Here is a 13,135-nt window from a genome sequence, read left to right as displayed (position 1 = left end):
CGCGCTCATAGCTCAACTGGATAGAGTACAGGTCTCCGAAGCCTGTGGCGTGGGTTCGAGTCCCGCTGAGCGCACCATTTTCTTATTTCTTACAACATAAAAATCTCTCTAAATTAAATCTTTATACCAGATTGCTTTTCATAAAACATTTTATTCAGTGCCACCATATAGATTGTATTGCTTAAATCGAATCTCAAACTCTGTCTTTTCACTTTATTCGATACTGCTCGAAAATAATCTTAAAAGTTTTCAGACAAACAAATGACATGCTCATTTTCTTTTACTTATTCTGATTCTATATTTTGATTTGATACGCTAATTCACAACGGCTTTGAATATTTTGAATACGAGAGCTGATTGCAATGCAGAGTACGACTCTTGAATATCTTGAGGATGAAATAACTCAAATGTTTTAATAAACCCATTTTTGAACAGATTATTTGTTGAGTAAAATTCATTAAAATAATTTAAACGTGAAAATATTAAAGTAATTATCCTGAAATAGATTATGCTATTCACCAAGCTTGAGTAGCTGGTTTCTGTATTTTTTTGGGTAAGCCATATGATAGAACTACGACATTTAAAAACACTGACAGCGCTAAGAGAACATGGATCACTGGTTGCAGCAGCAGGAGATCTCTGTTTAACACCTTCAGCTTTGTCTCACCAATTGCGCGAACTCGATCAATGGTTCGGGGTTGAAGTGGTCAATCGCCGTAGTCGCCCTGTGAGTTTTTCTAATGTAGGTTTACGTTTGTTGAAACTGGCTGATGATGTGCTACCACAAGTACAGATAGCGCAAAGTGATATCACACGTATTGTGCATGGACAGACAGGCCGTATTATATTCTCGTCAGAGTGTCATAGTTGTTTTGACTGGCTAATGCCACTTTTGAATCAGTATCGTATCCAATATCCAGATGTTGATTTGGATTTTGCTTCGGGCTTTGAAGCCAATCCGCATGAATTGTTACAAACGGGCGAGTTTGACTTACTGATTACTGCCGATCCGATTGCACTCAAAGGTGTGGAATATTTCCCGGTATTTGAATATGAATCACGTTTGGTGTTGTCTAATACACATCCTTTAGTACGTGCCCAAGAGATTACGGTGCAGGAACTGGCAGAAGAAACATTAGTAACTTATCCGGTAGATAAGCATCGTCTGGATATCATGTCACGCTTGTTTATTCCTGCGAATATTTTGCCAAAACAGATTCGGACGACCGATCTGACTCAAATGCTGATTCAGCTTGTTGCCAGTGGTCGTGGGATTGCGGCATTGCCAGATTGGGTGGTAAATGAATATGAACAGAAGGGCTGGGTGACTTCGCGCCGTCTGGATTGTGTAGCCCCTGAAGGCTTACGCCGTACTTTATATGCAGGTTATCGAACTGAAGAAAAACAGAAAGATTACTTTGAGGGATTCTTAAAGCAGCTTGACCGATTCTCTAAAAAGCGGGCACAGTATTACACTTGATCCTAATCTCAAAGGAGCAGGCTCAATAATATGAATATTAAGGATTCTGTTCCTCTTCATCCTGATGTTGTTGACGGATTTGGTCTCTTTTTACCTGAGGGTCTTTATCTACGCCCAGCTGGCCGCGCTGCATCTCTCGATCCTGTTTTTCTTGTGGGTCCAATTCCTCTTCTGGAAATTCTTCATTAATTTTTTCATCTGGATGAGTCATCGCAATATACCTTTTCTAGAAATATAAATTTGTTTTGATCGATTTAATATCGGGTTTGAGTACATTTGTTTATTGTATATGAGCGACTTTATTACACTGTTGTTTTATAACTGATTTGATTTTACAAATTGTGATGCTTATAAGTGTGTTTATACAGTACATTTTAAATAAAAATTAGTGCTTTATGTTCAAAATAACAATGGATTATATCTATAAGAAAATTACTTTTAATTCGGCTAATTACAGCGGTTCCTGTAGAGGTTCGCTAATTTCTGAGTAGCGCTTATTATTCTCAATAATTTAAAAAAATAAATTTTAAAAAACTGAATAAATTAATAAAGGATGATGTGAACACATATTGAGCTAAATTAACTTAAATTAAAATTTTATAGAAATCATATATTTATTCTAAAAATATTTTCTTCTAAAAAGAATAATATTTGGAAATTAATAAGCCTGAAATATCATAATTTAGTTTTGAAAAATGACAATTTAAATCTTGTATGAGTCTTCTTTTAGAAGTGTAAAGAGGGCTTGTAGGTCTGAAAAATGTTGCTATATTGAATTCATGGTAGGTCGTAAAACCAATAAGACGCTACCGATAAGTTGGACGGATCAATGACAGTTAGTTGAGTTTGATGTTGATCACCAAACAATAAATCTAGCACTAGCCATCCAACACAGAGCTCGCAGCAATGCGAGCTTTTTTAATGTCTGTTATAAAGCTTTGTTTAATGATTCCAGATAATTTCTTTTCTAATTGATTCATATAAAAAAGTTTACATTGCTAAATTCGCTAACATCTTGACGTTAAATAAGCGATTTAAGTGTGATATAAAAAATGGAAACTTAGAAAATAGAAAGGAGAGGAAAATGTCAAAGATTATTGATATAAAGGTGAAAGACCAATTTAGCAAGGTCATTGAGGCGAAAGCTTTATTACGTTCATTTGTAGAGCAACATCAGCATGATCCAATTGATCTGGTAAAAAAAATTGAACATATCGTGGTAGATGGCGAAACTATTTTACCGAGTATTGAACTGTTATTTGAAAGTCAAAAGTCTTCAAATATTTATAAAGTCGTAGAATAACTGGATCAATACGTTATACAAAGGTGAAAAAATTGAGTCCATCTATCCGATATTACAGGTTTAGCCATTAAAAACTCACCTTCCTGGTGAGTTTTTAATGAATGCAGAAAAGCAAAATTTATCCCCTATTAATAAAAAAGCCCACCGAGGTGAGCCAGAAATTAGATGTGCTTAAGTTGTACATTCACATCATATTTTTCAAATTCTTGCAGAATCTGTTTTAAGGTTTTCTGAGCGGTGATATGTTCGGGACTTAAAGAAATTTCCTGACGAGTATTACTGTCAAAACATTCAATGGCTTGAATCAGCCAATGGTGCTCGATAGAGCTTTTTTGAATCACTACACGTCGCGGTTGTAAACTGTCACTGAGCTGGCGGGGCAGTACATAGGTAATTGCCAGTTGCACAAGTTCTAGTTCTTCAGCCGGACTTAAAAAGGTAATGACCCAATTGCCCACCTTGCTCAGTTGCATGGGGTTATCAAACGCATCGAATTCTAAATAATGTGGCATATAGCAACCAAGCGGATTTTAATGATCACTATATGGCGAGATTTTCAGGTTTTTTCTATCCCGCTTAAGTCTGATATTTCAGGATTTAAATTTAGAGATAATATAAATATGATATAAAATCAATTATCTATATTTGAAATCCAAATCTGCTTGATTGCTAAAGTTACTCATTTAAGAGTTTAAAAGACTAAGACATGCTTATTCATGAGCTTGATTTTGCTGTAATTGTGCCAAAGAGAAATTGATCTGTTTCAGAATGTGATTCAATTCTTGCGGAGGAAGTCGGCTTTCCTGCAATGAGGTGATCCACTGTATTTGGCACATTTTTAAACTGCGCACATCCTGTACCTGTAAAATATGCTGAATTTGCTGTTTGGCCATCAAGCCACAATATTTTTGTAAGCTTTCCATCATCAGATATTTGAGGTCTTCAAAAGATAAAGCTTGCGGTTCAGGTAGATGAGGTTGATTGTCTGGATTTGTTTCAATAGATGAATTTTCTTTCAGCTCTTCGATAGGAACTAGGAGGTTTTTGCGGTTCTCGGTTACACAAGGGACGGGCAGAGGTGAATTTAAGGGACGGTAAATCTCGGAATGCGCCAAATTGATTTTGGTATCGACTTCTATGCCGGTCTGATGTGGACTGTTTGATATTATGCTGGTGTGAGCCGGAACAATTAAATCCATTTCACAAAGTTGCTCTAAAAGCTCGGCGGGAGCTAGTTGCTGCTTTAATCTCTCATGTAACAGATCAAAATCTTTGCTGCCGATTAGCACCAATAAGCGGCGTTGGCGTGCGGTCAAGGGGATAGAGCGATTCTGTAGCACCTCGACCCCACGTTGAGTTTTATAAAAATGCATCATAGCTGAATGAGTTGTTCACTAAATTCAGCTAGAGCATAGTCTGGGATAATTACAATAATATGAAGAATATATTAAAAAACAGATACTTGTTTTAAGGGGTTTAAAGCGTGCTAATCGCTGTATTTTCGAGAGCCTTACGCAAATAAGGATCCAGTTCATCTTGGCGCAATAGCCATTGCACATAGTCGGCAGGAAGCTCTGCAATTGCGCTACCGCGATGTTTACCAAAGTTAATCGTACGTGGAATTCGGGCATCTTCAGAAGCATCGAACAGCTCCTGCATACTGTTAATTTTCAGGTGGTGTACGATATGCATCAGGATGTTGGCAGTTAAAATAATATCCATATCGGCACGATGCGCTTTACGGATCATTTCACGTGCTCGTTCACTGCCTTTGGTAATCATATAAATCAGTGCAGAAATATTATGTGCTTCTGCATCTGGCCAGACCCGACGTGCTAAAGCCAGTGTACAAATCGCTTTAATTTTCGAGGTATCTACCCCACATTTTTCGACGGCACGAACGTCATAATCAATATTATGACCAATCATATAAATCGTTTCATCTGGCAGACGAAAAGTACTGTAATGTGGCTGACCTTCCAGATCAGATTCCAGAATATGATGCACCGCCATGGCGGCAAAAGAAATGGGTTCGTCACATGAATAGAGCTGATCAAACAGGCGGCTTTTATCCATACTGATTTTATGGTCTACAATTGCGACAGGCGCATAGGCAACTTCAATGGGTTGACCATTTAAAGTATGCGTTTCGGTATCAAGAATAATGGCCTGCATGCGTTGAGCACCATAAAAGAAGAGACAGACTCATATTAACGATAAATTGGGAAAAAGATTAGGCTGAATATTAAAAAATATACTTTTTAGCGCAAAGAATGCTGTTAATAAATCCAATTTTGCTGCAGGTTAAGGTTCAGAACTCTCATGCAGGAAAAGATTTAGCGGTACACCTGAAATGTTCTAGGGATTACCACGAAGTCGCTGCTCTAGGTTTATAGGGGATAAAAAGGTAAGCGGAACTTAGCTTGAATCTCATTTTAAAATGCTTGCAAAGCGCTCGAGAAAACCAGTCTTTTCACATTTCAAGCAAGACTAGATGGTGAAGGAATAAAAAATGCTCAAAATTTTAAAAGTTAAAAACTTTAACGCCAATTCAATAATTTGATTTTACTTAAATTGGTCATGATTTCTAAAGGCTAGAGCAATATTTATAAAAAACTGCAGAAAGTTCATGATCGAAAATGCAAAACTTCATGCTACAATACGCGCCAATCTTAGCACGGCTTAAAAGCCCTAAATCAATAGGACCTCGCTAATGTTTGCCAATATCTCTATTGCTGAATTTGATCCAGAATTAGCTCAAGCAATCTCGAATGAAGATGCTCGTCAAGAAGCTCATATTGAGCTAATCGCTTCTGAAAACTACTGCTCACCAGCAGTCATGGAAGCTCAAGGTTCAAAACTCACTAACAAATATGCGGAAGGCTACCCAGGTAAACGCTACTATGGCGGTTGCGAATACGTAGACGTGATCGAACAATTGGCGATTGACCGTGCTAAAGAACTCTTTGGTGCTGATTATGCTAACGTTCAGCCACATGCTGGTTCACAAGCAAACTCAGCGGTTTACTTAGCGCTTCTTAACCCTGGCGATACAGTTTTGGGTATGAGCCTTGCTCACGGTGGTCACTTGACTCACGGTGCAAAAGTAAGCTTCTCTGGTAAAACATATAACGCGATTCAATATGGTTTAAACCCAGAAACTGGCGAAATCGACTATGAAGAAGTTGAACGTTTAGCGGTGGAACACAAGCCACGTATGATCGTTGCAGGTTTCTCTGCATACAGCCAAATCGTAGACTGGCAGCGTTTCCGTGACATCGCGGACAAAGTGGGTGCTTACCTGTTTGTTGATATGGCGCACGTTGCAGGTCTGGTTGCTGCTGGCGTTTACCCAAGCCCAGTGCAAATTGCTGACGTAACAACGACCACGACTCACAAAACACTTCGTGGTCCACGTTCTGGTTTAATCCTTGCGAAAGCAAACGAAGAAATCGAGAAAAAATTACAGTCTGCTGTATTCCCGGGTAACCAAGGTGGTCCTTTGGTTCACGCGATTGCAGCGAAAGCGATCTGCTTTAAAGAAGCGATGGCGCCTGAATACAAAGAATATCAAAAACAAGTTGTGGTGAATGCAAAAGCCATGGCTGAAGTGCTAATCGCTCGTGGTTATGATATTGTGTCTGGCGGTACTGAGAACCACTTGTTCTTGTTGTCGTTAATCAAACAAGATATCACAGGTAAAGAAGCGGATGCCTGGTTAGGTGCTGCTCACATTACTGTGAACAAAAACTCTGTACCAAACGATCCACGTTCTCCGTTCGTAACTTCAGGTATCCGTATCGGCACACCTGCAGTAACAACCCGTGGTTTCGGTGAAGCTGAAGTACGTGACCTTGCGGGCTGGATTGCTGACATTCTGGATGCGAAAGGTGATGAAACGGTCATTAACGCGGTGAAAGCGAAGGTTGAAACTGTATGTGCTAAATTCCCAGTTTATGCATAATCGGTTTTAATCGGAAAGGAGCTCCCAACCGGGAGCTTTTTTTATAGCTGTTAAAATGACGAGAAAAAATCAGGATTTGGTTTAGCGCAATTCGAGTTAAACTATATCTATATCGCACCATGATTCAGGCCTAATATTTAATAGCTGATGTTGATAGGACAAGAAAATGAGTCATCAACAAAATCATATTGCGTTTTTCTGAATCTGGCTTAAAGTTTTTTATAGACCAATCTCATTTTTAAATATTTAAAAGAACTGATTTATTCATTGCCAGCTTTTTAGATCCACCCTGTACATTCTGCTTAGTACCTGAAAATTTTTATGCAAATTTCAGACGAGCTCAGGTGTTGGTGCAATAAGCGCTGTGAGTGAGATCATTTTCTTTAAATCTGAACATTGTATTTATAGGAATCATTCAAATATGGGCACAACCTGTATTTGGTGTTCCTGTTGGCTGTTGATTCATTAATTTTTTATTTAGGTATCTAACAAAGGTAATCAGGATGAATAAAACCACTATTATTTTATCTCAGCAGGATTTAGATCGTCTGGAAACCATGCTTGAGCATCAGACCAAGCTGAGCGAAACCATGATTCGTCTGGAAGATGAACTGGCACGTGCTGAAATAGTTGGCCCCGCGGAGATCGCAAGTAATATTGTCACCATGCATTCGCGTGTGTTACTGACTATTGCACCGTCTCCAGAGCCTGTGGAAGTCACACTGGTTTACCCACATGAGTTTAAAGGTGATAAAGGTCAGGTAAATGTGATTGCACCGATAGGCGCAGCCATTCTGGGCTTAGCCGAAGGTCAAACCATTGAATGGCCACAACCAGATGGCCACACCATGAAAGTGACCATTGAAAAAGTGCTTTATCAGCCAGAGAGTACCGGGGATTATCTCTGATATTGTCTTGAACGCATGCTCAAAAGCCATAGTAATATGGCTTTTTTCATCTATGATTTATGATTGATGTTCAAGAGTTTCATCAGACTAAGCTAGCAGTACAGCAAAATTTATCAAACACATTTGCTTTCATTGCAAAAAATATAATTAAAATAAAGATAAAACATGGATTTAGTTAAAGTGATGTAACGAATTTCTGGATAAATATACACAACGTGGTCTGTTTTTTTGCTACATTCGAGGATATTCAAGATTTTTATTTAATCTCTCTAAAAGGATACAGTCTTCGTCATGTCGCGATTTGAAGCTTTACCCGCCTTGACTGACATGTCTTTTGATCGTGAAGAAATACTGGCGATCAAACGTAATGAACTTGTGCCTGTACTGAGCCATCAATATGGACTGAATCATTATGCGGATTCTCTGATTCAGGCACAATCGGTGTTATTAAATGGGGTCGATCCGCATTTGACCCAACAGCTGAGCCAGACCATTGAGCAATTGATTCAGGCTTTGGCAGAATCTAAAAAATATCTGAAAAAACGTAAATTTAATGCACTACAAAAATGGCTTGGGATCGATCTAGATTATGGTTCGAGTCAGGTTGAATATTATCAGCGACTGGACCGTTTACTCGATCAAGCAGATCACTTAAGTCGTAAGTTACAGATTGAAATCCAGAAATCTCAGGCCCGTTTTCAGCAGCTTTTGGGTCTACGTGAGCAGATGGCCAAGCATATTGTCGCGGCAGACGAGTTTTTATCAGAATATCCGCTGTTCATCAAAAACCAGCATCCACTGGATAATTTTTCTGAGCGGCTTTCCAAGAAAATCAATACACTGCGTACCTTGCAAAGCAGTAATGACATTGCCATTACCCAGATGCAGCTTTCACAGCAGCTGTCCTTTAGCTTATTAGACCGCTTTAAAGAAGCGCAACAGGTCTTGATTCCGGCTTGGCAATATCATGTCCAACAAAGCCAGAGCAAGCACTCGACAAGTGATCTGGAAAAACTTGATAATAGCCGTGAAAGTCTGATTAAAACGTTAAAAAAATCCCTCGAGAAACCCTCGAAAACATAACAATATAAGGTGAACCATGACCAAGTCTGATTTAGTAAATTTACCTGTTGAAAGCTCGAATGAACTGGTCGAACAAAAATTTCAGCAAATGGATCTGAAAGAACTGGGCTTGCAACCTGCTGACTTTCAGGAAGTACTGGCAGCACGTAAAGAATTGCAGGATATGAGTCATAACAGCGTGGCTGAGTATGGTAAAAATATTGCGACCAAAACCTCGACCTATACTGATGAATTACTGAATCTGGTCCAAAATAGAGATCTGGATGCAACAGGGCAGAAACTGAATCAGGTGGTGCAGGTGGCCCAGCAACTGAATACCAGCAGCATTTTAAGTCAAAAGAAAAGTTCAGGTTTTTTTGGCAATATCATCAGCAAGTTCAAAGGCGCAAAAGGCAACTTTGATGCACATTTCAATACCACCAAAGAGCAGCTCGATGTGCTGGTCAAAGAAATTGAAACCTCGCAGTCCGGTTTGAAAGCGCGTGTAGATACCCTGGATAAAATGTTTGACGGGGTACAGGATGAATATAAACAGCTCGGGGTACATATTGCAGCCGGCCGTTTACGTGAGCAGGAGCTACAGCAGGAAATCTCCGCTTTAACCGCTTTGCCACAAGATCAAACCACAACACAGAAAATTTATGATCTGAACCATCTGGCCAATAATCTGGAAAAACGGGTCAGCGATTTGCAGGTTTTGCAGCAATCTGCCATGCAAACCTTGCCGATGATCCGGATTATCCAGTCCAACAACCTGATGCTGGTCGACAAGTTTTATGCGATTAAAAATATTACTTTACCGGCATGGAAAAACCAGATCAGTCTGGCCATTTCTCTGAGTGAACAAAAGAACAGTGTCCAGCTGGCCAATACCATTGATGATGCCACCAATGAACTGCTGCGCCGTAATGCAGATCTATTGCATCAGAACTCTGTCGATACCGCAAAAGCCAATCAGCGCTCCGTAATTGATATCGAAACGCTTGAACATGTGCAAAACACCCTCATTAAAACAGTCAATGATGTGATACAGATTCAGAAAGAAGGTGTACAAAAACGCACAGAAGCAACCGTGCGTTTAAAGGCTTTACAGGATAATCTGAATCACTTGGTGATTGAGTCAAGTACGAGCGGATCAAAGCCCAACTAAATATTGTGGTTGAAGATCTAAAAGGAGTAAAGATTGCCTCCCTTAGATGAATATGCGGTGTCTCCTGGTGAGATCAAGCAAGGCGTGGTTGCGCTCAAGAAACGTCAACGCAATTTGATGTTATTGGGTATCACCAGTTCTACGGTATTTATTGCCTCCATCATTGGTCTGTTTTTTCAGCAGGAACTGGTCTATGGCTTTTTTGGCCTGAGTACTGAAGTGCAGCAGTTACATTTACCGGTCAGTGTAGATGCCACGCTGGCCAGTATTGGTGATAGTCCGGATTATTTTTTTAGTTTGCTGAGCTGGTTTGGCTGGCTGATTATTAAAATTTTTGCTTCTTTTATCGGTGCATTTTTTATCATTGGCCTATTAAAGAAACTGCGTTTCTTTTATGTGCGCTTTCAGTCTTTTGTGCTGAAATTTGTCGCCTGGCTAATTGCCTTTATCGTGATCTGGTCGGGATTAACTTACTGGCAGCATGATTTACGGAATGACCGGGATGATGCTTATCAGCAGGTGGTGTATTACGATAGCAATATCAATGACAGTGAAATTGCACGATACCTCGCCGATTCAGAGATTGCCGCACCGGTAAAATCTTATTTACTGGCACAAACAGCACTTTTGCATAAACCGCAAGATTTATCGGCTGCAAAACCTTATGTATTCAATCTGGTAGAAGCAGAAAAGCAGGATGCAAAATTTGAGCAATATGGCTTTAAGCCAGAACAACTCTGGACCATGCAGCAACAGATCTATGGTCAAGCCATGACACCGGTTGCCAAGAGTGTAAATACGCAAGTACAACAGGCAAACCAGTTGAGTCAGATCACTTATCTGGTGATTATTGGAGTGGCCATTTTATCGGCATTTCTGAGTTTGGTTCTGTTCTTCTTGGCCAATTCAATCAAAGGCCGATCCTTGCGTATCGAGCAACGGATAAATTAATGTTTTAGAAATGCTCCTGTTTAGGAGCATTTTTTATCTGCTGATGAAACAGTATAAAAATTAAAAGCTGAAATACCAAAAATAATTATCAAACCAGTGATCTAAAAAAACGATTTATAATATAAAAACAAACCGTTTTACCTATTTTGATTTATGCACTAATATCGCTTTATCAAATAAATATTTATTCCTTTGGAGACGTTAGCCATGTTAGACCAAAATACTTCAGCCCAATTAAAAACACTACTCGAACGTCTGGAAAGCCCGATTGAACTGGTTGCGACTTTAAATGATTCCGACAAATCTGCAAAAATCAAAGAACTGGTTGAGGAAGTGGCTGCATTATCTGATTTAGTCACTGCACGTTTTGATGGTACAAACCAACGTGCACCAAGTTTCGGTATTGCCAAAGCAGGTGAAGAGCCACGGGTCTACTTCGCAGGTCTGCCAATGGGGCATGAATTCACCTCACTGATTCTGGCTTTACTGCAAAGCTCTGGTTATGCACCGAAAGTATCTGCTGAAGTTTTAGAGTCGATTAAAGGCTTAGGAATCAAATCTGATTTTGATGTATTTGTATCACTCAGCTGCCATAACTGTCCGGATGTGGTTCAAGCCTTAAACCTGATTGCAATTTACAACCCGGGCACAACAGCCACCATGATTGATGGGGCATTCTTCCAGGATGAAGTGGAAGAACGCAAAATCATGGCAGTTCCAATGGTGTTCCAGGACAACCAGCATATCGGTCAAGGTCGTATGACTTTGGAAGAAATCGTGGCGAAACTGGACACCAACTCTGCAGCAAAAGAGGCTGAAAAGCTCAATGCTAAAGATGCCTTTGATGTACTGGTGATTGGTGGTGGCCCTGCGGGCAATACCTCTGCCATCTACGCAGCACGTAAAGGCATTAAAACAGGTATCGTGGCTGAACGCATGGGTGGTCAGGTCATGGACACCATGGACATCGAAAACTATACATCGATTCAAAAAACTCAAGGTCCCAAGTTTGCTGCTGAAATGGAAGCACATGTACGTGAATACGGTGTTGACATCATGAACCTGCAACGTGTCTCTAACATCAAAGGTGCAGATGAAACAACGAATGGTCTGGTAGAAGTGACTTTAGAGAATGGTGCCAAACTGGAGTCGAAAACCGTGATTCTGTCGACCGGTGCACGCTGGAGAGAAATGAATGTTCCGGGTGAGCAGGAATACAAAACCCGTGGTGTGGCCTACTGCCCACACTGTGATGGTCCTCTGTTTAAAGGCAAACGTGTTGCGGTAATCGGTGGGGGTAACTCAGGTGTTGAAGCTGCGATTGATCTTGCAGGGATTGTAGAGCATGTGACTTTGGTTGAGTTTGATAGCAAGCTTCGTGCGGATCAGGTATTGCAAGACAAATTAACAAGCTTGCCAAACACCACGGTGATTAAAAATGCCTTGTCGACTGAAGTGGTGGGTGACGGTTCACAAGTGACTGCACTGAAATACAAAGACCGTGTAACAGATGAAGAGCACACTGTTGAATTGGCTGGTATCTTCGTACAGATTGGTTTGTTGCCGAATACCGATTTCTTAAAAGCAACAGCGGTAGAACTTTCAAATCGTGGTGAGATCCTGATTAACGAACGCAACGAAACCAATGTGAAAGGTGTATTTGCGGCGGGTGACTGTACTACTGTTCCGTATAAGCAGATCATCATTGCCACAGGTGAAGGCGCGAAAGCATCACTGTCTGCATTTGATTACATCATCCGCTCAGGTCAGTAAAAAATAACACCAAGGTTCCCCAAAACCTTGGTGTTCGATCTCGATTATCTTTGTTATACCTTTTTATAGGAACTCCGGACGCTAACACCAGAGTTCCTTTTTTTTATTGTTATATTTGCTTCCTTTTTTAGATCAGCCAGAAGCATCCCCAATTGCTTCTGGCTGTTTCTTTCCTCTGTACTGTTTTTGTTTTGACTCTTATTATTCAGCCTTCCCCAAGGTTGTCTTTATTCAATGCAATATTTATTCCAATGTTTGATCAGTATTTAAGACTGGAACAAATTCAAGACTTTAAATTTTTCTAACAGTTGCTCTTGCATCTCTACATGCTCAGGATGTGGCACAATGCACTCAATTGGGCATACATCTACACAGGTTTGGCGCTCATAAAAGCCGACACATTCCGTACAACGGTTCACATCAATCTCATAGACTTTCGCACCCTCATAAATCGCATCATTTGGACATTCTGCTAAACACATATCGCAATTGATGCATTTTTCGGTAATCAGCAGCGCCATGT

Annotated in this window: 13 protein-coding genes and 1 tRNA gene; 9 read left to right on the top strand and 5 right to left on the bottom strand. The window is 40.1% G+C overall.

Features of this window, described 5'->3' with window-relative positions; genetic code table 11:
• The first annotated feature begins 1 nt into the window (after position 1).
• Both FTT73_RS02850 and FTT73_RS02845 read left to right on the top strand, forming a co-directional pair.
• Positions 2–77, top strand: a tRNA-Arg gene (locus FTT73_RS02850).
• Positions 78–562: 485 nt separating this feature from the next.
• Positions 563–1,480, top strand: a complete 918-nt coding sequence (locus FTT73_RS02845) for a LysR family transcriptional regulator (RefSeq protein ID WP_005097509.1) — start codon at positions 563–565, stop codon at positions 1,478–1,480.
• Between the two features lie 37 nt (positions 1,481–1,517).
• On the opposite strand, the gene FTT73_RS02840 is transcribed toward FTT73_RS02845, so the two are convergent.
• Positions 1,518–1,691: a hypothetical protein gene (locus tag FTT73_RS02840; RefSeq protein ID WP_005097508.1), complete on the bottom strand. Its 174-nt coding sequence runs from the start codon at positions 1,689–1,691 to the stop codon at positions 1,518–1,520.
• Between the two features lie 873 nt (positions 1,692–2,564).
• Between FTT73_RS02840 and FTT73_RS02835 the strand changes: the two genes are divergently transcribed.
• Positions 2,565–2,783 (top strand): hypothetical protein, encoded by a 219-nt coding sequence (locus FTT73_RS02835; protein WP_074383323.1) that lies wholly within the window; start codon positions 2,565–2,567, stop codon positions 2,781–2,783.
• A 161-nt stretch (positions 2,784–2,944) separates the two neighbouring features.
• Here the strand turns inward: FTT73_RS02835 and FTT73_RS02830 are convergent, their stop codons facing one another.
• The 3 genes from FTT73_RS02830 to FTT73_RS02820 all read right to left on the bottom strand — a co-directional run bounded on the left by FTT73_RS02830 (position 2,945) and on the right by FTT73_RS02820 (position 4,958).
• Positions 2,945–3,295, bottom strand: a complete 351-nt coding sequence (locus FTT73_RS02830; RefSeq protein ID WP_005170170.1) for a hypothetical protein — start codon at positions 3,293–3,295, stop codon at positions 2,945–2,947.
• Between the two features lie 198 nt (positions 3,296–3,493).
• A complete protein-coding gene (locus tag FTT73_RS02825; RefSeq protein ID WP_180190976.1) occupies positions 3,494–4,159 on the bottom strand; it encodes a hypothetical protein in 666 nt (221 codons plus the stop codon).
• Positions 4,160–4,259: 100 nt separating this feature from the next.
• Positions 4,260–4,958: a 3'-5' exonuclease gene (locus FTT73_RS02820; RefSeq protein ID WP_180000653.1), complete on the bottom strand. Its 699-nt coding sequence runs from the start codon at positions 4,956–4,958 to the stop codon at positions 4,260–4,262.
• Positions 4,959–5,496: 538 nt separating this feature from the next.
• Between FTT73_RS02820 and glyA the strand changes: the two genes are divergently transcribed.
• The 6 genes from glyA (at position 5,497) to ahpF (ending at position 12,612) form a co-directional block, all read left to right on the top strand.
• Positions 5,497–6,747 (top strand): serine hydroxymethyltransferase, encoded by a 1,251-nt coding sequence (gene glyA / locus FTT73_RS02815; RefSeq protein ID WP_005097502.1) that lies wholly within the window; start codon positions 5,497–5,499, stop codon positions 6,745–6,747.
• 503 nt (positions 6,748–7,250) lie between these two features.
• Positions 7,251–7,655, top strand: coding sequence for a nucleoside diphosphate kinase regulator (gene rnk / locus FTT73_RS02810; protein WP_005097501.1), 405 nt, complete (start codon positions 7,251–7,253; stop codon positions 7,653–7,655).
• A gap of 291 nt (positions 7,656–7,946) precedes the next feature.
• Entirely contained in the window at positions 7,947–8,738 is a 792-nt protein-coding gene (locus tag FTT73_RS02805; protein ID WP_005097500.1) for a hypothetical protein, read from the top strand.
• A gap of 16 nt (positions 8,739–8,754) precedes the next feature.
• A complete protein-coding gene (locus tag FTT73_RS02800; RefSeq protein WP_005097499.1) occupies positions 8,755–9,888 on the top strand; it encodes a toxic anion resistance protein in 1,134 nt (377 codons plus the stop codon).
• Between the two features lie 33 nt (positions 9,889–9,921).
• A complete protein-coding gene (locus FTT73_RS02795; protein WP_074383319.1) occupies positions 9,922–10,839 on the top strand; it encodes a hypothetical protein in 918 nt (305 codons plus the stop codon).
• 207 nt (positions 10,840–11,046) lie between these two features.
• Entirely contained in the window at positions 11,047–12,612 is a 1,566-nt protein-coding gene (ahpF, locus tag FTT73_RS02790; RefSeq protein ID WP_180190975.1) for an alkyl hydroperoxide reductase subunit F, read from the top strand.
• A gap of 266 nt (positions 12,613–12,878) precedes the next feature.
• On the opposite strand, the gene FTT73_RS02785 is transcribed toward ahpF, so the two are convergent.
• Complete coding sequence (locus FTT73_RS02785; protein ID WP_180190974.1) at positions 12,879–13,133, bottom strand: YfhL family 4Fe-4S dicluster ferredoxin; 255 nt, start codon at positions 13,131–13,133, stop codon at positions 12,879–12,881.
• Positions 13,134–13,135 lie beyond the last annotated feature (2 nt).

It is taken from the genome of Acinetobacter sp. YH01006, assembly GCF_013420445.1.
Classification (GTDB): domain Bacteria; phylum Pseudomonadota; class Gammaproteobacteria; order Pseudomonadales; family Moraxellaceae; genus Acinetobacter; species Acinetobacter pseudolwoffii.
Note: the sequence above shows the minus strand (reverse complement) of the source record. Positions and strands in the feature narration are given on the sequence as shown.

Coding starts and splice junctions, on each gene's coding strand:
- FTT73_RS02845 (WP_005097509.1), top strand. CDS start 563: ATGATAGAACTACGACATTTAAAAACACTGACAGCGCTAAGAGAACAT.
- FTT73_RS02840 (WP_005097508.1), bottom strand. CDS start 1,691: ATGACTCATCCAGATGAAAAAATTAATGAAGAATTTCCAGAAGAGGAA.
- FTT73_RS02835 (WP_074383323.1), top strand. CDS start 2,565: ATGTCAAAGATTATTGATATAAAGGTGAAAGACCAATTTAGCAAGGTC.
- FTT73_RS02830 (WP_005170170.1), bottom strand. CDS start 3,295: ATGCCACATTATTTAGAATTCGATGCGTTTGATAACCCCATGCAACTG.
- FTT73_RS02825 (WP_180190976.1), bottom strand. CDS start 4,159: ATGATGCATTTTTATAAAACTCAACGTGGGGTCGAGGTGCTACAGAAT.
- FTT73_RS02820 (WP_180000653.1), bottom strand. CDS start 4,958: ATGCAGGCCATTATTCTTGATACCGAAACGCATACTTTAAATGGTCAA.
- glyA (WP_005097502.1), top strand. CDS start 5,497: ATGTTTGCCAATATCTCTATTGCTGAATTTGATCCAGAATTAGCTCAA.
- rnk (WP_005097501.1), top strand. CDS start 7,251: ATGAATAAAACCACTATTATTTTATCTCAGCAGGATTTAGATCGTCTG.
- FTT73_RS02805 (WP_005097500.1), top strand. CDS start 7,947: ATGTCGCGATTTGAAGCTTTACCCGCCTTGACTGACATGTCTTTTGAT.
- FTT73_RS02800 (WP_005097499.1), top strand. CDS start 8,755: ATGACCAAGTCTGATTTAGTAAATTTACCTGTTGAAAGCTCGAATGAA.
- ahpF (WP_180190975.1), top strand. CDS start 11,047: ATGTTAGACCAAAATACTTCAGCCCAATTAAAAACACTACTCGAACGT.
- FTT73_RS02785 (WP_180190974.1), bottom strand. CDS start 13,133: ATGGCGCTGCTGATTACCGAAAAATGCATCAATTGCGATATGTGTTTA.